This is a genomic window from Salinibacterium amurskyense (genome assembly GCF_002797685.1).
GTDB lineage: Bacteria > Actinomycetota > Actinomycetes > Actinomycetales > Microbacteriaceae > Rhodoglobus > Rhodoglobus amurskyensis.
In genome coordinates this window covers 19,134-39,034 of record NZ_PGFH01000002.1, presented here as the reverse complement: position 1 = coordinate 39,034, position 19,901 = coordinate 19,134, and the positions used below count along the sequence as shown (strand labels likewise).

The following is a 19,901-nucleotide window of genomic DNA, read 5'->3' as shown; positions in this document are numbered from 1 at the left end:
CCAACCTTGAGCCGGGCGTTCTCACCAGAATGAACGCCCCCAGATCTTCGTCCTCATAACGGCGACTTTCTGACTTGACACACCTGTTTTATTTCGAAGGATCACACCCTCATCATCAGAGGCCCTTCACCCTTATCCAAGGATTTCTGGACCCATGTCAATTGCAACAATCGAACGTACCCCTCGCACCTCTTTCGCTCCCGCGGCTCCCGCTCACAGCGCACCGCACGCAGCACCGCGCACCACGCGCGAACTGTCGCTCGCTGTGCAGCCTGCGCGGGACACCCGCCCAGCCGCAGCACCGGCTCCGGCCGCACCGACCGAAGCGCCGCACCTGCGCGCTGTTCCTCAGGGAACTGAAGCCCGCGGCTTTGTGCTTTACGTCGGCATCGACGAGCTGAAGGCCGCCGCTGCTGGCACCGACCTGAGCGCTATTGTGGAGCAGCTCAAGCAGCTCACGCAGCAGCTCGTGCCGAACTCCGAAACTCACGCCGCCGTGGCGCTCGCCCCCGTCGGCGCTGGTGGACGCGATGTTGACGTCGTGCGCCTCGCCCTGCAGGATCCTTCTGCTCTTGCCAAGCACCGCCAAGTTGAAGAGCCCGAGGAGAAGCCCGCGAGCGGCGTAGTCGTTGACCTCTCCCGCAAGCGCGTGCTCATCGATGACTCCCCCGCAGCCCTCACCTACAAAGAGTTCGAGTTGCTGCAGTTCCTTATCTTGCGCGAATCGCAGACCATCGACCGCGCCCAGCTCATCGCGACGCTCTGGTCGGCCGAAGATGACGAGGCTCCCAACGAGCGCACCATCGACGTTCACATCCGTCGCCTGCGTTCCAAGCTCGGAGCGTACGAAGATGTTGTTCGTACTGTTCGTGGCATTGGCTACCGCTACGACCGTCATCCGGATGTCTCGGTACGCTTCGCCTCGACGCCCAGCCCGGACTTCATCTAGGAGCGCGCGCACCCCGCTGGAGGCGCTTCAAGAGTCTGGATGCGGCGAGCCCTGCGGCAGGTTAGCCGCGCTTTGCCGCGACCGAGTTAGCGATACCCCACACGGCGCAGAGCACGAGCACTTGGGCCGAAGCGAGCAACACCAGGTGTTGGAACACCGCCGCGAGCACGAACTCTACGATGGCAAGAACGAGCGCGACGACTCCCACAACGGCGAAACCGCTCTTTGCGAGAAGGCGGTCGCGTTCGTCACGGTATTCGATGGCGTTGAGCCGAGTGACGTCGCTCGCTTTCTGACCCCGCGCATACACGGCACTGACGAAGATGAACACGGCCGCGGCGAGCAACAGCGCCATCTCGAACCAGTTGGCGAAGAGCCCCGTGACAACCGCGCCGGCGAGCAGAAGGCCCAACAGCACCACGTTGATCGTCGAAACTTTGAAACTAGTCGTTGTCTTCAATGTGAAACACTTCCTCAATCGTCGACCCAAAGAACCGGGCAAGCCGCACCGCGAGAATCAGGGATGGGTCGTAACGCCCCGTCTCGATTGCATTAATGGTCTGGCGAGAAACGCCTAGCGCTGCGCCCAAGGCCGCTTGGGAAAGCCCTGCGGCCTGACGTCTGTCTCTTACTTCAGATTCCATGTGACAAGCATGCTTTACATATCTGTGATGTGTCAAGTGCGCTTGTCATATCGTCGTTCGGCCCGCAGACCGCGATCCCGCATGCCACACTGGCGGGATGACAAGGACTGATGCCACCCGGATGCCCGAGAAGATGTCGCGCGATCGCGCCGCCCTCGACGCACTTCTCGACTCGGAGATCGTCGGGAACGTCGCCTACGTTCATGACGACGGCACCCCCGGAGTTCTGCCGACCGCAGTTGCACGCCTCGGGGATGAGCTGATCGTGCACGGCTCCAGTGGCTCACGCTGGATGCGGCTCGTTTCTGGTGCGCCAGTCGCGATCTCGGTCACTGCCGTCGGTGGCATCGTGGTCGCCCGCTCCGCCTTCGAGTCGTCGTTGGTTTACAGCAGCGCCGTACTGTTTGGATCATTTCGGGTGCTCGAGGGCGAGGAAAAGTCCGCCGCCGTCAATGCCATCACCGAGAAGCTGATCCCCGGCCGCCTGGCCGAGGTGCGCCCGAACAGCAAGAAAGAACTCGCAGCGACGCTCGTGCTGGCGCTGCCGATCGCGGAATGGTCGTTGCGCACCTCCGACGGCTGGCCCGATGACACCGACGCCGATATCGCGGGCGAGGCGTGGGGCGGGCAAGTGCGGTTCGGAGCTCGAGCCGTTGAGATTGTTGCCACGCCTGACCTGCGCTCCGGCATCCGCGTGCCTGATTCTGTGCGGGCATTCGAGTAAGCCGTTTCGCGGGCTCGTCGAAGGGCGCCATCTCAAGCGCGCGAGCCAGGTCGCCGCGGAATCGTCGAACTGCCGGACTAGTTGACGCTCCACAGCGCGCGAGCCAAAGAGATGCTCGCAATAGACGCGAGCATGACAGCGAAATCGACGATCGCCCACCGCAGGAGCGGTGTGCGCTTCCATCCGCACCACGCCCACGCCGTGAGGCCGACAAGGGCGACCCCGAGCGCGTTCAGCCAGATCACGATTGTGGAGAAAGCAAGAAAGTCCGAACTCAGGGTGTGCTGGCTGATTTCAGCAATCCACCAGCTGTGGGAGCCAGACGAAAGACCGTCTATCGCGGCGAACCCAGCAACGTAGCAGAGAACGATGAAGGCACAGCCCGCGTACGCGAACACGATGAAACCCAGCACTTGCTGCCGCATCTGTTGAGGCGTGAGGTGGTCGAGGCCGGCCACGTCAATCGCCGCCCTTCTTCGCCAGCGTCGCACGATCAGCACGTTAACGACCGCCAGCGCGACCGCGATGACGACTACCAGGAGTGGTCCAGCATCCCCGAGAAAAAGAGCGGCCGCGTAAAGTGCGACGCCGAGCGTGAGCACTATCGCGAGCGCCAAGGGCCCAAGAAAAAGAAGAAGCAGAGCTCCCAGCATCCAGAGAGTGACGCGGAAATCATCCGGAAAATAGACAGCGACAGCGGCGAAGAGCCCCGCACCGACGACGTAGCCAATCTGGACTGGCCTCGCATCGACGAACGAATTAATTCTCACCAACTGAGCATTGCTGACTAATTGAGCGAGCGCTAGCCCTCTAATGGGTGTTGAGCGTGCAGGCGGCGTTCTGCCAGCGCGAAACAGAAAGGGCGCCATCCCCCGTGGGATGACGCCCGACCAAGGCACCCGATGCCTGGTTCTGTGAGTTAGACCTTTGCTGCTGCCTTCTCAGCGTCAGCCTTTTCAGTCTCGCTGGCGAGCCATGCGTCCCTCTTAGCGCCAGGCAGCCAGCCCTTGTTGACGACACGAATCTGGAAAATGGATGCCGCCACCACGAGTACGACGGCAATAAGAATCGTGAGCACGACTCCCACTGCCGGCACTCCACTGAGCAGGCTGACACCGATCAGGGTTCCGAACCAACCGAAGTCTGCATCGCCAAACGTGCTGTTCGCGAAGCCGAGCTCACCGAGAACGAGGAGCAGGATGGCGGGAAGGATCGTGATGAGAACACCGTTGACGAAGCCACCGACGACGGCACCCATGCGACCACCGGTTGCGTTGCCGTAGACACCGGCGCCACCACCCGTGAAGAAGTGGGGAACCATGCCGGGGAGGATGAGCGCGAGGCCGAAGACCGGTCCGAGCCATGTTGCCAGCAGCGCGAGCGAGATGAGTCCGCCGAGGAACGATGCGAGGAATCCGATGAGTACAGCGTTAGCTGCGAAGGGGAAGACCAGCGGGATGTCGAGCGCCGGCTTGGCTCCGGGAACTACCTTTTCGGCGATGCCCTGGAAGGCGGGAACGAGTTCACCGAGGATGGTGCGCACACCGTAGAGGATGATCGCGACACCGACACCGAACTGCAGAGCCTGAGCGAACGCAGCCATGATGTACGCGCCGTTGTCAGCAGCACCGAAGACGTCGAGCGCTTCCTGCTGCGGCAGGGCGATGAGGCCCCACACGGCGAAGACCAGGTAGATGAGAACCATCGAGATGGCGGTAGCAACCATGGAGTCGCGCAAGAACTTGAGGCCCTGCGGGAAGTTGATCTTCTCCGTGGAGTGGCTCTTTTGACCCGTTGCCTGACCAGCGGCACCTGCGGCGATGTAGCCGAGGGTTCCGAAGTGTCCGATAGCGATCGTGTCGTCACCGGTGATCTTCTTTGTCCACGGGTGAGCGAACGCCGGCATCACGACCATGATCACACCGAGCAGCAGCGCTCCGATGAGAACGACGAGCCAGTTGAGGTCGGGGCCGAAACCAACAGAGAGCACCACGCTGAGAAGCAGCGCCATGAACACCATGTGGTGACCCGTGAGGAACACGTACTTGAGCGGTGTGAACCGAGCAAGCGCGAGCATCACGATGAAACCGAGGGTGAGCACGTAGGCGCTGGTGGCGCCGTACTCCACCGAGGCAAGAGCCGTGATGACCTCGTTGGTCGGGATAACGCCCTGCGCGCCCGTGACCAGAAGGATGAGGTTGCCGAGCGGAGTTAGCGAACCGACGACGACTCCGGCACCGGCGCCCAGGATCAGGAAGCCGAGTGCCGCCTTAAGACCGCCACCGATAACGGCTCCGGCTGGCCGCTTGAGGGCGATGAGCCCGACCGCGGTGATGATGCCGACGAGATATGCCGGCACATTGAGGATCTGTTGTCCGATGAAATTCAGGACTACAACAAGCCACTCCATTGTGTTCTCCCTTGTATTGGTTAGTTAGTCGAGAAGGCGGTGCACTATTCGGGTAGCGCGGCCTTGAGCTTGGTGGTGATCTCTTCGAGATCAAAGAAGTTGTCGATGATGATGACTTCGGCGCTGACATCTCCGATTTCCGGAGCGAGTTCTTCAGAGGTCAGCACGATCTGGGCGTCTCGCGACATTCCGCGCGCGACTCCGATGTCAGCTGCCTCCACCTCGGCGTCGACCCCGAGCGTGCGAAGCACCTTTTCCGCGTTCATTTTGAGGAGAACCGAGGTGCCGATTCCCATTCCACAAACCGCAACGATCTTCATGAGTGTGCCTTTCGATTTCGAGAGTGATTTACTGCGTGTTCTCTCGGATGATTGCCCGGAGTTGTTCTGGATCGGTCGCCTCAAGGAGGCGGTCGAGATCGCCGCTGAGAACGCCAGCGAGATTCGACATGGTGGCGAGGTGGGAATCGTGGTCGGTGGCCGCTAAGCCCACAACCAGTCGAACGGGATCGTTTGCGGCGTGGCCGAATTCGATCGGCTCTGTCAGGCTTACCCAGCTGATCCCCGTCTTCACCACAGCGGGTGATGGCCGCGAGTGCGCGAGAGCGATTCCCGGCGCGATCACGATGTAGGGGCCAAGGTCCTCCACCGCGCGAATCATTTCGGCGGTGTACTCGTCAGTCGTCGAGCCAGTGGCGGTGAGAGCAGCGCCCGCGAGCCGCACGGCACCACGCCAGTCGCTCGCCTCAGCACCGAGGACAATCGCGTCATCGCTGAGTTCGTCTGCCAAGGTCGCGCTCACTGCATCCTGCTCTCTCGCTCGTCCGTTGAGCTTTCACCGTGAGTGAATGCTCTGGGCGATTGCGAGCCTAGCGCCAAAGAGGGACTTATGTCTACGAGTAACCCTAAGTGGCTACTTCTCGCCATAGTGGGCGAGAGAAGCGCCATTCTCACGGGTGAGGCGACTGATGCGATCCGCCTCGAACAGCGCATCTTGCACGATGAGGGATGCCCCAATCACGCCAGCCTGATGACCCAGCTTGGCCGGAATCACCACCAGGTCGCGCCGCGAGAACGCCGTTGCGTTCTGCAGCAATCGCTCCCGGATGGGCTCAAGAAAGACGTCGCCCGCGTGCGCGATATTGCCGCCGACCACGACGGCGGAAGGATTCAAGAGCGCCACGGGGTCGACGAGTGAATCCGCGATGTGCTCCCCCGCTGCCTTCAATAGGGCTGCGACACCCTCATGCCCAGAGTTGCTGAGCGCCACGATGTCGGCACTCGTGCGCACAGCAGCGCCACTCACCAACAATTCGCGCGCGATCGCCCGACCGCTGGCCACCGTATCGAGACAGCCAACGCGACCACACAGACACTCATCGTCGCCGCCGGAGGGCGAGTGGGCCAGATCGCCGGCCCCACCACGACCGCCGTGATAGACCCGACCATTGAGCACGAGACCACAACCGATGCCCATTCCCACCTTCAGAACGATGGCGTCGTCGTATTCCGGCCAGCCCAAGCGATGCTCGCCCACCGCGAGAATGTTGACGTCGCGATCGACGGCGAAGACCGCACGGTAATCGTCGGGGAAGTAGTCCTTGACCACGACATCCGCCCACTGGGCATTGATCTGCGGCGAGGCGATGCGGCCACTGGCCGAGTCAACCGGGCCGGGAACGCCGACGCCGATTCCGCGCACGTCGGCGCGAGACTTGCCGAGCTGAGCGAGCATGTGGTCGAAGACCTGGCAGCTCCAGTCAAAGATGTCGTTGGGGCCGTGACCGAGCCCGATGTCTGCTTCGTCTTCGAGCAGGATCGTGGAAACAAGGTCGGTGATGGCGAGCCGAGAGTGCGAGCCGCCGATATCCATCGCGAGCAGCAGGCCAGCGTCTTTGTTGACGACGAACTCTTCGGGCGGGCGCCCACCACGCGAATCGGATTGGCCGGCGCTGACGATAATCGCGGCGTTCAGCAGCTCGTCGAGGCGACGAGCGAGAGTGATGCGCGACCAGCCGAGCTGGGAGATGAGATCGGTGCGCGTTGTGGCCTGACCCGAACGGATGAGGTCGAGCACGACGCCGGAACCGGTGGAGATCACGTGCGCCATAGCTTTGTCCTCCGCATTGTGACCAGCCTTCAAGGAAGTCTACTTCGTGACTGAGCGGATCTTTCCGCTCGCATTGACTTTAGTACACAAGTAGACCAAAGTGTCAGGTATGTCAGATACCGGCCTCCCTTTCTCAGGTAACGTCACTCCCGCCGAAGCGGATTCGCTGCGCGCCGCGATCGCCATTCCCGCCCACGTCGTGCAGGCGAAGGGGCACGGCCACGGCGGAACCGCCATGGCACTGGCACCCCTCGCCCACGTGCTCTACCAGCGGATTCTGCGCCACAACCCCGGCAACCCTGACTGGCTGGGCCGTGACCGCCTCGTGCTTTCCGCCGGCCACGCGAGCCTGCTGCTCTACGTGCAGTTATTCCTGACGGGCTACGGGCTTGAGCTCGACGAGTTGGCCAAGAGCCGCACCCTCGATAGCCGCACCCCCGGGCATCCGGAGCTCGGGCACACCCCCGGCGTTGAAATGAGCACCGGCCCGCTCGGGCAAGGAGTCGCCTCGGCCGTGGGCATGGCGCTGGCCGCCCGCCGCGAGCGCGCACTTTTCGCCCCCGATAGCGAAATTCTCAACCCCACGATCTGGGCCATTGCGGGTGACGGCTGCATGCAAGAGGGCGTGAGCGGTGAAGCCTCAAGCTTGGCGGGCACCCTCGGCCTCGACAACCTTGTCGTGATCTGGGACGACAACAACGTCACCATTGACTCCACCGGCGAGGCGGCCTTCAGCGAAGACGTTCGCGCTCGCTACGCCGCCTACGGCTGGCGAGTTCTCGAGATCAACGACGCGAGCAACCTCGACCAGATCGAAGCGGTGCTCACTGAGGCGCAGTCTCGCGATGGCCGCCCCACGTTCGTGGCCGTGCGCAGCGTGATCGGCGCCCCCTCGGCCGCTTTCTCGGGAAAGCCCGCCGCCCACTCCGGAGGCTTTGGCGACGACGAAGTTGCCGCCATCAAGACGTCACTTGGTTTCGCTGCGGATGCTCCGCTCAACGACCTCGTCACCGATGACGCCCTCGGCTTCAGCCGCGGCGCTCTCGCCCGAGGCCAGGCCCTCGAAGAAGAGTGGAACGGTTCCGTCGCGTGCTGGAAGGCAGCACACCCCGACGCGGCGAGCGCCTGGCACGCCTTCCGCAATCCGGATGCCGCCGCAGCCCTCAGCGCGCTGAACGGCATTGAGGTTCCCGCCGTCGGGACCCCGTCTGCCACTCGCAAGCTCAACAGCGTCGCCATCAAAGCCCTGCAGAACGTCTCCTCCCTCTGGGGTGGATCAGCCGACCTCGCAGGGTCGACCGGGGTGGAGGTGCCCGGCTCCGCCGTGACCGCGAGTAACCCCGGCGGCGAATTCATCCGCTTTGGGATTCGTGAGCACGCCATGGCGGCGATACTCAACGGCGTCGCGATTCAAGGGCCATGGCGACCGTTTGCGTCGACCTACCTTGTGTTCAGCGATTACATGCGACCGAGCATCCGCCTCGCTGCCCTGATGCAATTGCCGGTGATCTATGTCTTCACGCACGACAGCGTTGCTGTCGGCGAGGATGGGCCAACGCATCAACCGGTTGAGCAAGTTGCGTCGCTGCGCACCCTGCCCGGGCTAGATGTGGTGCGCCCCGCGGATGCCGCTGAAGTGGTTTCGGTATGGAAACGCCTGATCGCGCAGCCCGCAGGCCCCACGGCTCTCGTGTTTTCACGCCAGGACGTTCCCGTTCTTGCCGCCCGCGATGACTTGGATGCCAAAGTCGCCCACGGCGGTTATGTTGCGTGGCAGAGCGGCGAGGGCCTCGATCTCGCACTCATCGCCACCGGCAGCGAGGTTGCTCTTGCCGTTGAGGCAGCGGAAGCACTCGCCGCGGATGGCGTTGCTGCCCGCGTGATTTCGATGCCGAGCGTGGAATGGTTTGCGGCGAGCGCTGCTGCCTATCGCGAGTCGGTGCTGCCGGCGGCGATCACCGCCCGTGTTGCCGTCGAGGCAGGACGCGGAGATGGCTGGTACCGCTGGGTCGGCCTCAACGGCGAAGTGGTGAGCGTGGAAGAGTTCGGCGAATCCGGATCGGGCGCCGAGGTCATGGCTCGCCGCGGCATCACGCTCGAGGCCGTGCTCGACGCTGCGCGGCGCACGCTCGGGCGCTAGAGGGCTAGGCGCGGACGAATTACGCAGCTGAGCAACCGCCCACAGCCCTGCCAAGCCGCGCCCACTTTGCTACGCTGAACGAGTAGCCGCAATCGACGGCTCCCGACGACGGATCAGTACCGGGTATGCGACAAGACTGGCCAAGGAGACTGTTGTGTACTGGCTTATTCTGATTCTTTCTGGCGTGCTCGAAGCCGTGTGGGCTACCGCCCTCGGCAAGTCGGAGGGCTTCACGAAGCTCTGGCCGACCGTCGTCTTCGGCGTCGCGATTCTCGCGAGTATGGGTGGCCTCGGCTACGCGATGCGCGAGATTCCCATCGGCACCGCCTACGCCATCTGGGTAGGAATCGGCGCCGCACTGACCGTGGCCTACGCCATGATCTTCGGCGGCGAACCCGTCTCGTGGGTCAAGATTCTGCTGCTCATGGGCCTCGTCGGCTGCATCGTCGGGCTCAAGCTCGTCGACTCGGCGCACTAGGGGCTGCGAGCGGCGCGAACTCCCTGCCGCGCTCATAGCGCCGAAACGATGGTGAGCATCGGAACCGGATGTGCCATCCACCCCTTCTGGGGTAGCCGCCGGGGTGCCTCCGGCTGCAAGAATTGAGTGATGCTCGCGCGGGGGTGCGAGTCGAGGGGAATCGATGAAGCAAGCTGGACCACGGGATTGGTCGCCGCCCGAAAACAACACCTATCGTCCGGCAGATAGCTACCGTTACTCGTCGAATCGATCGACGACCACTTTCGCCCCGCGGAAGTTGGTGCGCAATGGGCCTGGACGACTCTCACTGGTCTTCGGCATCGTCGCTGCCGGGCTTGCCCTGTTCCCCATCGCTTCGGCGGGAGCAGGGAACGGATACATTGCGTCCACGGTGGGAATCACCGCGATCGCCTACGGCTTCTACGCCCTCAGACTTCGCCACTACCGGGAGGCCACCGCCCGGCTAAGTCCGATCATTGGCATCCTTCTGGGAGCTTTCGGAACGCTTCTCATGACCGCACTTGTCGCCAACTTCTATCTCAACGGGTCGGCCCTCAACTCTCCCCTGACATTTCAGGTCGCGCAGACAGAATTCACGTTTGATTCGGAAGGCTTAGCCCTGTCGACGCCCGCCGAAAGCGCGGCTACGGGCAGGACTGGCCAGACCACCGAGATCATCACGCCAGCGCCGGTCGCCGCGCCTGCGTCCTTCGCATCCGCCGACGAAGAGCGGATGGCGCTCATTCAACATCTTGGCACCGTGCAGTTCGTGCTGAAGCAGATCGCGCCGCAGAGCAAGCCCGCCAGCCTCAGCCTTGCCACCCCCGGCGGCACCCTCTCGACACCGGACGGCCACGCGCTCACGATCTTGCCCGAAGGCACCGTGGTCAACTATGCCCTCTCGGCAGATGGCTCCAATTACGTCATGACGCTTAAGGGTGCAACCTTTGGCAGCATGGTGCAGCTCGACACCGCGGTCGGCCAGATCGTGGCACTGAACTAGCTTTCCTGCCGGGGCGAGCGGCACATCGAGCGGCAGCCGAATGTCGCTGCTCATCTGCGCGGAACGCATGCGATTTCGGCCTGTTTTGCCCAGAAACGCAGGGGGTAGACAGACTTTTCTGGAAATTTCCCAAAAATAACGGAACGGTAACTAGACAGCGTTATCTTTCCGTTATACATTCATAGAGCAGAAGTTGTTTGCTGTGGCAGCTACTGCGGAATGTGATTGCAGGACACTCTTGGTGCAAAGGGAGAGGGTCGGTTTCATGCCTCTGAAACCGGCCCTCGAACTATTTAACCGGTGCGCAACTTCTTGGGAAAGCACGGCCTAGGCTGGCACGACCACCGAATCGAACGGACGACCGTGACCATCGCCCCGCTGCATCCGGATGTAGCCCGCGCCATCCATGCTCTCGGTGACGTACTGCCCGAGCACGATCAGCTCGTGGCCGAGCCCGACAACGCCGAGTACGGGGCCGTCACCACGCTTCCTGCTGCAACCCGGTTTCGGGTCGCAAAACTCACCCCCACTAAGCCGGGTTTTTTCGTCACCGTTTGGCGGCGAGACACTGACGGCACCACGCAACCATTCCCCAGCGACGATGGCACCCAGCACCTCGTTGTCGTCACCCGCGACAGCAACGGCTTCGGCGCCTTCATCTTTCCGCTCAGCGTCCTGATCGTCCGCGGCATCGTTTCGGATGGCGGCCGCGGCGGCAAGCGCGGATTTCGCGTGTACCCACCCTGGGCTGATACCCGCAATCGTCAAGCCCAGAACACCCAGCGCTGGCAGTGTGAGCATTTTCACCCGTTCAGCTAAATAGTCAGCCTCCAATCGTAGAGTTGAGCCGTGAGCGGAAACCAGAATCAGCCCTCCATCGTGTGGCTGCGCAACGACCTGCGACTAGCCGACAACCCTGCGCTAACGGCGGCCGCGAGCGAAGGCCGACCGCTTGTTGTCGTCTACATTCATGATGAAACCGGCGACGGCATCCGCCCGCTTGGTGCAGCAAGCAAGTGGTGGCTGCATCACAGCCTCACTGCTCTGGATGCCGCCCTACAGAATCTAGGCGGCCAACTGACTCTGCGTCACGGCCCGGCCGCGCAGGTGCTGCCGGCGCTCGTGGACGAGCTCGGCGCCGCCTCGGTGCACTGGAACCGTCGCTACACGGCCGCCCGCGATATCGACGCGGGCCTCAAAACGAGCCTGCGCGAGCAGGGGCTCACGGTCGAAAGTCATCAGGGCAATCTGCTGAACGAGCCGTGGCACATCCGCAATGGGCAGGGCGAGCCGTACAAGGTTTTCACTCCGTATTGGCGTGCGGCACAAGATCGTCCGGTGCGGGATGCACTGCCGGCGCCGACCGAGGGTGAGCTGAGCTGGCCCGCCGACTCCCCTGCGAGCGACGACCTCGCCGACTGGGATCTGCTGCCCACCCGCCCCGACTGGGCCGAAGGACTGCGCGAGACCTGGACTCCCGGCGAAGACGGCGCCCACGCTCGCCTTGAGAGTTTCGTCGCCGAACGCCTCGCCGACTATCACCGCCGCGACGAACCTGCCGTGGACGCCACGAGTGGGCTCAGCCCGCACCTGCGGTTCGGCGAGATCAGCCCCACCCAGATCTGGAACCGGCTGCGCGGCAACGGTAGCGGAGCTGGCAACGACAGCGACTCCGGCAGCGGCAACGGCTCCGCCGACGTGCCCGCCGCCGCCCGCAAGAACGTCGCCAAGTTCCTCAGCGAAATCGGTTGGCGCGAATTCTCCACCGCCCTGCTTTTCGACAACCCGCGCCTCGCGACCGACAGCTACCGCCCCGCCTACAACGCGTTCCCCTGGGGCTACACCGTCGACCAACTCGGTGCCGTGGACGAACCCGCGGGAGTCAGCGAAGTCGACGCGTGGCGCCGCGGCCGCACCGGCATCCCCCTCGTCGATGCTGGGATGCGTGAGCTCTGGCACACCGGCACGATGCACAACCGCGTGCGCATGGTCGTCGCGAGCTTCCTCATCAAGAACCTACTCATCGACTGGCGAGCCGGCGAACAGTGGTTCTGGGACACCCTCGTTGACGCCGACGAGGCCAGCAACCCCGCCAACTGGCAGTGGGTTGCCGGATCCGGTGCGGATGCCGCCCCGTACTTCCGGGTGTTCAACCCGGTCTTGCAGCAGAAAAAGTTCGACCCCACGGGCGACTACGTCTCGTATTGGATTCCCGAACTCGGTACCGACGCGTATCCCGAGCCCATCGTGGATCTCGCCGAAACCCGCCGCGAAGCCCTCGAGGCGTACACGGCAGTGAAAGCTGCAGCGGCCGAATAAGGACTCCCCGCGGTCGGCGTGGCAGGCTCACCGCAGCCACACGGCGGCCGTCCTTGGCGCGCCCGGCGAACCCGAATAGCCCGCTGGATGCAGCACTGGGCAGTTCGCCAGACTCCACTCAGTTGACTGCCAGCTTCTGACTTCTGCCCCAGAAACATACGGATCCGAGGCCCCCGACACCCCGCATCCGCAGCCCAGATTGCCCGATTTCACACTTTTTCGAAATGACCCCCAAACCGGTCACAGTCTCGCTCCGGAGTACTCATTGCGGCTCGGGAAAGCCTCGAGACGCAGGGCCTCTACGGAGGCTGACAACGTAAGAAGGAGTTCAGTTATGAACGCATTCACGAATAAGACCACGCTCGGCGCGACCGCTACCGCAGTAGCCCTGATCGCTGTGGGAGCCGCTGCTCCCGCCATGGCCGCCACCGGTGACAGCTACACCTCCACGAAGTCATACTCCTACTCCTCGCCCAAGCAGACCGACATCCCCGTCGTCGTCGCACCCGAGGTCGGCGACGTTGACCTTCTGGGTGGAGACATCCTCGGCGGCGGCATCCTCAACGGTGACCTCCTCAACGGCAACGCTGTTGCTTCCGGCAACGAGGTCAACGCACCCGTGGCATCCGGTAACGACACTGCAGTCGGCAACGTGAGCGACTCCGCGAACGTGTCTGACGTAGCGAACGACGCCAACGTCTCTGACGTTGTAGATAACGCCACTCAGGTAACCGACGTTGTAGACAACGCGACCGACGTGGTCACCGACGTGACTGACGTAGTGGACGTTGACGACATCCTCGACGGTGTTATCGACACCGACGACCTCATCGGTGGCATCACCGGTGACCTTGGTCTCGACGGAATGTTCAACTAACTTTCTTCACTCGTTTGCCCCCGCCTGATGTTCTCCGGGCGGGGGCAAACGCCTTTAACTACGTCTACCCGTACTTGAATCTTCGGCTTTAGACTGGGCGCATGTCGGTCACAGAGCTCTCGGTCAGCACCCAGAACTATCTGAAGACCGTGTGGAGTCTTTCCGAATGGTCAGATGCCCCCGTCACCGCCACCGTGATCGCTGAACGCACCGGCTACACGCTTTCGAGCGTCTCGGATGCCGTGCGTCGCCTCACCGATCAAGGCTTCCTCGATCATGCTCGCTACGGTTCCATCGCCCTCACCGACGTGGGTCGCGCCCACGCCGTGGCGATGGTTCGCCGCCACCGCCTCATCGAATCGTTTCTCGTGAGCGTGCTCGGCTACGGCTGGGACCAAGTGCACGACGAAGCCGAAAACCTTGAGCACGCTGTTTCTGACTTCATGGTCGAACGCATCGATGAGTTTCTCGAACACCCCACCCGCGACCCGCACGGCGACCCCATCCCCAGCGCCGACGGCGTGATCACAATCCCGGATGCCGTGCAGCTCTCCCGCATCGCCCCCGGCAGCACTGTCATCGTCGAACGCATCTCTGACGACGACCCCGAGCTGCTCAAGTTCTTCGAAGAGCGCGGCATCGTGTTCGAAGCGACCCTCAGCGTGAATGCCGGGGCGCCGTATTCGGATGCGCTTGAGGTTGTTGTGGTCGGTGACGCCGGCGGCGCGAGCGGTGAGGCGCGGGGCGAGGCGAATGACGGTGCAGTGCGCCAATCCGCTGTGCCGATTAGCTTGGGCCGGAGCGCGACCGACGCACTCTACGTATCGGGCGGCACCCTCACGGAATGACCTGAGGCGCACCGCGCGGGTTCTGCGCGCAGGCGGTGTCTTCGCGCTTACTGGGCGGCGAGCATCCGCTGCCGCTTCATCGCACCGAGTCGCTTGCCGATCACGCCCTGCGTGGGGCTGAACAGGTAAACGAGCGCGAAGATGCAGCCCTCGACGAGCACGATCATGCCGCCGGATGCCGTGTCGAGGTAGTAGCTGAGGTACAGCCCGGTGATGGCCGCGAGCGCCGACATTACCGGGGCGATCACGAGCATGCGCGAGAAGCGATCGGTGAGTAGGTACGCGGTGGCGCCGGGGATGATGAGCAGCGCCACGACGAGAACGACGCCGACGGCCTGGAGCGCGACGACCGCGGTAAGGGCGAGGAGCCCGAGGAGGGCAGCGCCGAGCACCTTGGGGTTGAGGCCGATCGCGTGGGCGTGGGTGGCGTCGAAGGCGTAGAGGGTGAAGTCGCGGCGCTTCACGAGCAGGATCGTGAGCGTGATCGCGCCGAGGATGAGCACTTGCGCGAGGTCGGCCCAGGAGACTCCGAGGAGGTTGCCGAAGATAATGTGGTTGAGGTCGGTCTGCGAGGGCGTGACGGAGATGAGCACGATTCCGAGCGCGAACAGGGTGGTGAAGACGATGCCGATCGCGGCATCCTCTTTGATGCGGCTCGTGTTTCGCACGATGCCGATGAGGGCGACGGCAAGGAAGCCGAAGATGACAGCACCGAGTGCGAAGGGCGCGCCCACGACGTAGGCGAGCACGACACCCGGGAGCACCGCATGCGAGACGGCGTCGCCCATGAGCGACCAGCCGATGAGGACCAGCCAGCACGACAGCACCGCGCACACGATTGCCGCGGTCACACTCGTGGCGAGCGCCCGCACCATGAAGTCGTAGCTCAGGGGTTCGAGAAGGAAGTCGAGAGGGTTCATTCTGCGTCTCCCACCGTGACATCGAGGCCAAAGGCCCGCGCAAGGTTTTCGGGCTTCAGCACCTCGGCGGGAGTGGATTGCAGCAGTACCGTGCGCATCAGCAAGATCGCTTCGTCGGCGAGTTTCGGCAGCGCATTGAGGTCGTGGGTCGAGACGAGAACCGTGGCGCCCTCGGCGGCGAGCTCGCGCAAGAGTTTCGTGATCGTTCCCTCGGAGCGCTTGTCGACCCCGGCAAAGGGCTCGTCGAGAAGCAGGATCGTCGCGCCCTGGGCGATGCCGCGCGCCACAAATGCGCGCTTCTTCTGGCCGCCCGAGAGTTGGCCAATTTGGCGGTCAGCGAGGTCGGTGAGCTCTACGCGGGCGAGGGCCTCCGCGACGGCAGCCTTATCAGCGGCCTTTGGGCGGCGGGCAATACCCATGTGCCCGTAGCGGCCCATCATCACGACGTCGCGCACGGAGAGCGGGAACGCCCAGTCGACGTCTTCGCTCTGCGGAACGTAGCCGACCGCTCCGGCCTTGCGCGCGAGCGCGGGCTGCTGACCGGCCAACGTGACGGTTCCGTGGTCGGGGCGCAGCATCCCGGTAATGGTCTTGAAGAGCGTGGACTTTCCCGAACCATTCATGCCGATGAGGCCGTAGATGCGGCCCGGCGCGAGGCTGAGGCTCACGTTGTCGAGCGCGAGCACATCGCCGTAATGAACGGTGACGTTGCGCACTTCGATGGCAGGCGCGCTCACTGGGATGCTCCGGTCAGCCCGGCGATGATGATGTCGGCATCGTGGCGCAGCAGCTCGAGGTACGTGGGCACCGGGCCGCCTTCCTCCGAGAGCGAGTCGACGTAGAGGGTTCCGCCGAAGCTAGCGTCGGTTGCTTCGACAACCTGCTGCATCGCGCGGTCGGAGACAGTGGATTCGCAGAACACCGCGGGCACGTCGTTGGCACGCACGAACTCAATAACGGATGCGATCTGGCGCGGCGTCGACTGCTGCTCGGCGTTGACCGCCCACAGGTATTGCTCGGTCAGGCCGGAGTCGCGCGCGAGGTACGAGAACGCTCCTTCGCAGGTGACGAGCGCCCGCTGCGTTGCGGGAAGTTCGGCCAGTTCTGCGGTGAGCTCATCATGCACAAGCTGCAACTCCGCCTTGTACGCCTCAGCATTCGCGGCGTAGTCGGCAGCGTTTTCGGGGTCGAGCTCAGCGAACGCGGCCTCCATATTGTCGACGTAGATCTGCGCATTGAGCGGGCTCATCCACGCGTGCGGATTGGGCAGCCCCTCATAGGCATCTTCGGCAATGTTGATGGTGTCGACACCGTCAGAAACGACAACGTGCGGCACGTCGAGACCATCGACGAACTGCGCGAACCACGCTTCAAGGTTGAGCCCATTGTCGAGAATCAGGTCAGCTTCGGCCGCCTTGGCGATGTCGCCGGGCGTGGGTTCATAGCCGTGGATCTCGGCCCCCACCTTCGTGATCGATTCCACCCGCAGGTTGTCGCCGGCCACGTTCTCGGCGATATCGGCGAGCACCGTAAAGGTCGTGAGCACGACGGGGCGGTCGTCGTTCGGGTCAGTCGTTGCGCCCGCTTCCGAAGCCGCCATGCAGCCAGCAAGACCGAGCAGAAGAGCGGATGCCGCAGCAGCAATCAGCGCCGTGCGCACAGCGTGCGTGCGACCTGTTGCGGCTCTCGTTCCCATGTTCTGATCCTATGTTGGGAGAGCCTCGTTAGGAAACTACGTCAAGACGTAGTTCCTCGAAAATGCGGTGAACCAGCAAGAGTTGCGATTCTTTCGTGGCCTCAAGTGCACGCACGATCTTCCGGTGCATGAGTTCGCCGAGATGGTCGCCCCGAAGCTTCTGGGTGAGTGGCCGAAGCGTGTGCGACGACATCAGCGCGTTCGGCGCTCCGCTTGTGACACCGTTGGAACTCCGGGATGCGGAGGGGAGCATTGCAGTCGAACTGCGTTGCCGAATACAGTTGAGGTCACCAGAAGGGACCAACGATGTTCACACGGTTTCTCAATGTGATGGGTCGGGTCGCTAAGCGCCTGGCATTCGTGTTTACCCAGTTAGGCGGAGCGGCCAACGGTGGCCGAAGCGCGGATCCCAGCGCTCGCGCACTCTACGAAGACCGCGAAGACTACCGACCGTAACAGGTTCCCCTTACGGACCGTCGTGGTCACGAACCGTCCACGTGGGGTCCACCCCAAACCGACGTCAAGGTCAGCCGAACCCAACACCGCGTTGCTGCTGTGACCTCATGACCGACAGCGCTAGCGCGCCCACACGGGTGGCCGCACCTTCACCGAACGCTCCGGCGACGTCGCCACCGACCGCGGAGCATCCTGGATTCACGGCGTTGGGGCGGACCAAAAAGAACGACGCCCAACGCGGCCCGAGCTAGGTGTCGCTTGGTCGCCTCACTGAGTCACACGAAGGCGACTCGCCTATGGCTGCTGGTAGAAGCTCAAAGGTGCGCCGACTGCATCGCATTCGACAGCGAGGGCCGTCGTCGCTTCTCCCAACGCTGACGCGTCCCCCACGGTTGGTTCGGCACCGTCGGCGGCCAGCTCCGTAATTGCCGAACGCAGGTCGTCGACTTGGCTGCTCAAAAGGGCGTCCTTGTGCAAGATTCCGAGGATCGGGAAGCCGTCGGCAATAGTGGCAATCATGTAGTCGAACGATTCCCTATTCAACTCGCCGGCCTCATACCCCGAGACCACGCCGTATACCGTCATGAGTTCGATTGAGAGTGAATGGCACAGCCCAACGTTGCCGTCCTCCGCTGAGGTTGACGCTGCGCTTGACGAAGATTCGGTGGGCGATGGCGGCTCGACTTGGGTGCACGCAGAAACAGATATCAGCATTCCGGCACACAGGGCCGCAGGCAGCAAACGTCTCATGATATTCCTCCAACAAGTTGCGGCTTCAGCGAACCGTGGAAGCAGGTGCGCAGATGTTGTGTATCCCAGACACGGGCTCACCACACCGAGATGCACTGAAATCAATGATCTCTCACATTTTGCTGACCTGTCTACTCTCTCAGCTTGAGACTGACGCGGTTTCGGGAAACCGAACCCGGCGCCACATTGCTATTGTGACCTCATGACCGACTTCGCTAGCGCGCCCACCGCCGACCCGGCTGCGACAACCTTCGACACGATCGTCGTCGGCGCCGGAGTCTCCGGACTCACGGCGGCACGCTTTCTCGCCCAATCGGGCCAACGCGTGCTCGTGCTCGAAGCCCGCGACCGCACGGGCGGCCGCACCTTCACCGAACGCTCCGGCGACGTCGCCACCGACCGCGGAGCATCCTGGATTCACGGCATCGACGACAACCCCCTCACCGCTATCGTCAACGCCTTCGGCATGCGCACGGCCGAGTTCACGGTTGGCAGCTACCAACCCACAGGTCGCCCCATCGCCTATTACAGCCCCACCGGCGAGCGCCTCAGCGACGACGCTGTCGCCCAGTTCGCGGATGACGTACGCACCTTCGACGCCCATCTTGCGACGGCGGTGCAGGCGTCCACTCTCGGCTCGTCGTATGAGCAGGCAATGGACGCCGCGCTTTCCGCCCTCGGCTGGAACCCCGATCGGGCGGAGCGCGTGCGCGAGTTCGTGCTGCACCGCTCCGAGGAGCAGTACGGCGTGCACGCCGGGTTGCTCGATGCGCACGGTCTCGACGATGACACTGTTGAGGGCGACGAGGTGGTGTTCCCCGACGGTTACGACGAGCTGGCAAGCAATCTCGCGCAGGGACTCGACGTGCGTCTCGAGCATGTGGTCACCGGCATCCGCTGGTCGAAGCAGGGTGCAACGGTGTCGACCGCGCAGGGCGATTTCACGGCAGACCGAGTGGTCGTGACAGTTCCGATTGGGGTGCTCAAGAGCGGCGATCTCACATTCGAGCCGGCGCTGCCCGAATGGCTCACTCACGCCATCGACGGCTTCGAGATGAACAATTTCGAGAAGGTTTTTCTGCGCTTTCCCACTCGATTCTGGGATGAGAGCGTCTACGCGATTCGCCAACAGGGCGAGGCGGGCAAGTGGTGGCACTCCTGGTACGACCTCACCGACCTGCACGGCGTTCCCACCCTGCTCACGTTCGCGGCCGGCCCTAGCGCTATCGAGGCGCGCGAGTGGAGCGATGAGCAGATCAGCTCGTCGGTTCTCGATGCTCTGCGCGGGCTCTACGGCGAGCGCGTCGAGCACCCCGACCAAGTGCTCGTGACGCGCTGGCAAGACGACCCCTACTCGTACGGGTCGTACGCGTACATGCGCCCGGGATCCACGCCCGACGACCACGACCTGATGGCCACGCCGGTCGAGAACGTGCTGCACTTTGCGGGCGAAGCAACGTGGACGGATGACCCAGCCACCGTCACCGCGGCTCTACGCTCCGGTCACCGCGCGGCCGAAAACATTCTCGGGGTCGCACTCCCCTTTGACGCCCTCACCGCTGCGCTCTAACACTGCGC

The 19,901-nt window shown here is 63.3% G+C and carries 22 protein-coding genes and 1 riboswitch; of the genes, 11 read left to right on the top strand and 11 right to left on the bottom strand.

The annotated features are described in order from the left end of the window. The first annotated feature begins 154 nt into the window (after window positions 1–154). On the top strand, window positions 155–949 hold the full coding sequence (locus tag CLV85_RS09280; RefSeq protein WP_100389363.1) for a winged helix-turn-helix domain-containing protein: 795 nt from the start codon (window positions 155–157) through the stop codon (window positions 947–949). A gap of 61 nt (window positions 950–1,010) precedes the next feature. Here the strand turns inward: CLV85_RS09280 and CLV85_RS09275 are convergent, their stop codons facing one another. Continuing rightward, entirely contained in the window at window positions 1,011–1,409 is a 399-nt protein-coding gene (locus tag CLV85_RS09275; RefSeq protein WP_100389362.1) for a hypothetical protein, read from the bottom strand. After that, on the bottom strand, window positions 1,393–1,593 hold the full coding sequence (locus tag CLV85_RS09270; RefSeq protein WP_100389361.1) for a helix-turn-helix transcriptional regulator: 201 nt from the start codon (window positions 1,591–1,593) through the stop codon (window positions 1,393–1,395). The genes CLV85_RS09275 and CLV85_RS09270 overlap by 17 nt, the downstream gene beginning before the upstream one ends. A gap of 97 nt (window positions 1,594–1,690) precedes the next feature. On the opposite strand from CLV85_RS09270, the gene CLV85_RS09265 reads away from it, so the two are divergent. Further along, window positions 1,691–2,317, top strand: coding sequence for a pyridoxamine 5'-phosphate oxidase family protein (locus tag CLV85_RS09265; protein WP_229820573.1), 627 nt, complete (start codon window positions 1,691–1,693; stop codon window positions 2,315–2,317). A 77-nt stretch (window positions 2,318–2,394) separates the two neighbouring features. Here CLV85_RS09265 and CLV85_RS09260 read toward each other — a convergent pair whose 3' ends face one another. From CLV85_RS09260 to CLV85_RS09240, 5 genes are all read right to left on the bottom strand, one after another. Beyond that, complete coding sequence (locus CLV85_RS09260) at window positions 2,395–3,087, bottom strand: hypothetical protein (RefSeq protein ID WP_100389359.1); 693 nt, start codon at window positions 3,085–3,087, stop codon at window positions 2,395–2,397. 149 nt (window positions 3,088–3,236) lie between these two features. Then, the gene (locus tag CLV85_RS09255) at window positions 3,237–4,727 is read right to left on the bottom strand and encodes a PTS ascorbate transporter subunit IIC (protein WP_100389358.1); all 1,491 of its coding nucleotides are present in this window, start codon (window positions 4,725–4,727) and stop codon (window positions 3,237–3,239) included. 44 nt (window positions 4,728–4,771) lie between these two features. Beyond that, window positions 4,772–5,047: a PTS sugar transporter subunit IIB gene (locus tag CLV85_RS09250; RefSeq protein WP_100389357.1), complete on the bottom strand. Its 276-nt coding sequence runs from the start codon at window positions 5,045–5,047 to the stop codon at window positions 4,772–4,774. Between the two features lie 28 nt (window positions 5,048–5,075). Then, window positions 5,076–5,528 (bottom strand): PTS sugar transporter subunit IIA, encoded by a 453-nt coding sequence (locus CLV85_RS09245; RefSeq protein ID WP_100389356.1) that lies wholly within the window; start codon window positions 5,526–5,528, stop codon window positions 5,076–5,078. Window positions 5,529–5,639: 111 nt separating this feature from the next. Further along, window positions 5,640–6,836 (bottom strand): ROK family protein, encoded by a 1,197-nt coding sequence (locus CLV85_RS09240; protein ID WP_100389355.1) that lies wholly within the window; start codon window positions 6,834–6,836, stop codon window positions 5,640–5,642. 109 nt (window positions 6,837–6,945) lie between these two features. Here CLV85_RS09240 and CLV85_RS09235 point away from each other — a divergent pair, with 109 nt between their 5' ends. The 7 genes from CLV85_RS09235 (at window position 6,946) to CLV85_RS09205 (ending at window position 14,501) form a co-directional block, all read left to right on the top strand. After that, complete coding sequence (locus tag CLV85_RS09235) at window positions 6,946–8,976, top strand: transketolase family protein (protein ID WP_100389354.1); 2,031 nt, start codon at window positions 6,946–6,948, stop codon at window positions 8,974–8,976. An 80-nt stretch (window positions 8,977–9,056) separates the two neighbouring features. Continuing rightward, a riboswitch (guanidine-III (ykkC-III) riboswitch) is annotated at window positions 9,057–9,121 on the top strand. 9 nt (window positions 9,122–9,130) lie between these two features. Further along, window positions 9,131–9,454 carry a DMT family transporter gene (locus tag CLV85_RS09230; protein ID WP_100389353.1) on the top strand — a complete coding sequence of 108 codons (324 nt, stop codon included), beginning with the start codon at window positions 9,131–9,133 and terminating at the stop codon, window positions 9,452–9,454. Window positions 9,455–9,617: 163 nt separating this feature from the next. Beyond that, complete coding sequence (locus tag CLV85_RS09225) at window positions 9,618–10,457, top strand: hypothetical protein (RefSeq protein ID WP_121626137.1); 840 nt, start codon at window positions 9,618–9,620, stop codon at window positions 10,455–10,457. A gap of 363 nt (window positions 10,458–10,820) precedes the next feature. Continuing rightward, entirely contained in the window at window positions 10,821–11,276 is a 456-nt protein-coding gene (locus CLV85_RS09220; protein WP_100389862.1) for a MepB family protein, read from the top strand. A gap of 30 nt (window positions 11,277–11,306) precedes the next feature. Then, window positions 11,307–12,776 (top strand): cryptochrome/photolyase family protein, encoded by a 1,470-nt coding sequence (locus CLV85_RS09215; protein ID WP_100389351.1) that lies wholly within the window; start codon window positions 11,307–11,309, stop codon window positions 12,774–12,776. A 334-nt stretch (window positions 12,777–13,110) separates the two neighbouring features. After that, the gene (locus CLV85_RS09210) at window positions 13,111–13,653 is read left to right on the top strand and encodes a hypothetical protein (RefSeq protein WP_100389350.1); all 543 of its coding nucleotides are present in this window, start codon (window positions 13,111–13,113) and stop codon (window positions 13,651–13,653) included. 101 nt (window positions 13,654–13,754) lie between these two features. Next, window positions 13,755–14,501 (top strand): metal-dependent transcriptional regulator, encoded by a 747-nt coding sequence (locus tag CLV85_RS09205; RefSeq protein ID WP_100389349.1) that lies wholly within the window; start codon window positions 13,755–13,757, stop codon window positions 14,499–14,501. Between the two features lie 47 nt (window positions 14,502–14,548). On the opposite strand, the gene CLV85_RS09200 is transcribed toward CLV85_RS09205, so the two are convergent. The 3 genes from CLV85_RS09200 to CLV85_RS09190 are packed head-to-tail and all read right to left on the bottom strand — an operon-like array spanning window position 14,549 to window position 17,117. Further along, complete coding sequence (locus CLV85_RS09200) at window positions 14,549–15,421, bottom strand: metal ABC transporter permease (RefSeq protein WP_100389348.1); 873 nt, start codon at window positions 15,419–15,421, stop codon at window positions 14,549–14,551. Beyond that, window positions 15,418–16,158 carry a metal ABC transporter ATP-binding protein gene (locus CLV85_RS09195; protein ID WP_100389347.1) on the bottom strand — a complete coding sequence of 247 codons (741 nt, stop codon included), beginning with the start codon at window positions 16,156–16,158 and terminating at the stop codon, window positions 15,418–15,420. Before CLV85_RS09195 ends, CLV85_RS09200 begins: the two co-directional genes overlap by 4 nt. Further along, window positions 16,155–17,117 carry a metal ABC transporter substrate-binding protein gene (locus CLV85_RS09190; RefSeq protein ID WP_100389346.1) on the bottom strand — a complete coding sequence of 321 codons (963 nt, stop codon included), beginning with the start codon at window positions 17,115–17,117 and terminating at the stop codon, window positions 16,155–16,157. The genes CLV85_RS09195 and CLV85_RS09190 overlap by 4 nt, the downstream gene beginning before the upstream one ends. Before the next feature lie 306 nt (window positions 17,118–17,423). Here CLV85_RS09190 and CLV85_RS13365 point away from each other — a divergent pair, with 306 nt between their 5' ends. After that, on the top strand, window positions 17,424–17,573 hold the full coding sequence (locus tag CLV85_RS13365; protein WP_157847489.1) for a hypothetical protein: 150 nt from the start codon (window positions 17,424–17,426) through the stop codon (window positions 17,571–17,573). 294 nt (window positions 17,574–17,867) lie between these two features. Here the strand turns inward: CLV85_RS13365 and CLV85_RS09185 are convergent, their stop codons facing one another. After that, complete coding sequence (locus CLV85_RS09185) at window positions 17,868–18,158, bottom strand: hypothetical protein (protein ID WP_100389345.1); 291 nt, start codon at window positions 18,156–18,158, stop codon at window positions 17,868–17,870. A 367-nt stretch (window positions 18,159–18,525) separates the two neighbouring features. Here CLV85_RS09185 and CLV85_RS09180 point away from each other — a divergent pair, with 367 nt between their 5' ends. After that, window positions 18,526–19,893 carry a flavin monoamine oxidase family protein gene (locus CLV85_RS09180; RefSeq protein WP_100389344.1) on the top strand — a complete coding sequence of 456 codons (1,368 nt, stop codon included), beginning with the start codon at window positions 18,526–18,528 and terminating at the stop codon, window positions 19,891–19,893. Window positions 19,894–19,901 lie beyond the last annotated feature (8 nt).

What these genes read in the sequence shown, in the direction of transcription:
- CLV85_RS09280 (WP_100389363.1), top strand. Translation starts at nt 155, where the DNA reads ATGTCAATTGCAACAATCGAACGTACCCCTCGCACCTCTTTCGCTCCC.
- CLV85_RS09270 (WP_100389361.1), bottom strand. Translation starts at nt 1,593, where the DNA reads ATGGAATCTGAAGTAAGAGACAGACGTCAGGCCGCAGGGCTTTCCCAA.
- CLV85_RS09265 (WP_229820573.1), top strand. Translation starts at nt 1,691, where the DNA reads ATGACAAGGACTGATGCCACCCGGATGCCCGAGAAGATGTCGCGCGAT.
- CLV85_RS09255 (WP_100389358.1), bottom strand. Translation starts at nt 4,727, where the DNA reads ATGGAGTGGCTTGTTGTAGTCCTGAATTTCATCGGACAACAGATCCTC.
- CLV85_RS09250 (WP_100389357.1), bottom strand. Translation starts at nt 5,047, where the DNA reads ATGAAGATCGTTGCGGTTTGTGGAATGGGAATCGGCACCTCGGTTCTC.
- CLV85_RS09240 (WP_100389355.1), bottom strand. Translation starts at nt 6,836, where the DNA reads ATGGCGCACGTGATCTCCACCGGTTCCGGCGTCGTGCTCGACCTCATC.
- CLV85_RS09235 (WP_100389354.1), top strand. Translation starts at nt 6,946, where the DNA reads ATGTCAGATACCGGCCTCCCTTTCTCAGGTAACGTCACTCCCGCCGAA.
- CLV85_RS09225 (WP_121626137.1), top strand. Translation starts at nt 9,618, where the DNA reads ATGAAGCAAGCTGGACCACGGGATTGGTCGCCGCCCGAAAACAACACC.
- CLV85_RS09210 (WP_100389350.1), top strand. Translation starts at nt 13,111, where the DNA reads ATGAACGCATTCACGAATAAGACCACGCTCGGCGCGACCGCTACCGCA.
- CLV85_RS09205 (WP_100389349.1), top strand. Translation starts at nt 13,755, where the DNA reads ATGTCGGTCACAGAGCTCTCGGTCAGCACCCAGAACTATCTGAAGACC.
- CLV85_RS09200 (WP_100389348.1), bottom strand. Translation starts at nt 15,421, where the DNA reads ATGAACCCTCTCGACTTCCTTCTCGAACCCCTGAGCTACGACTTCATG.
- CLV85_RS09190 (WP_100389346.1), bottom strand. Translation starts at nt 17,117, where the DNA reads ATGGGAACGAGAGCCGCAACAGGTCGCACGCACGCTGTGCGCACGGCG.
- CLV85_RS13365 (WP_157847489.1), top strand. Translation starts at nt 17,424, where the DNA reads ATGTTCACACGGTTTCTCAATGTGATGGGTCGGGTCGCTAAGCGCCTG.
- CLV85_RS09185 (WP_100389345.1), bottom strand. Translation starts at nt 18,158, where the DNA reads ATGACGGTATACGGCGTGGTCTCGGGGTATGAGGCCGGCGAGTTGAAT.
- CLV85_RS09180 (WP_100389344.1), top strand. Translation starts at nt 18,526, where the DNA reads ATGACCGACTTCGCTAGCGCGCCCACCGCCGACCCGGCTGCGACAACC.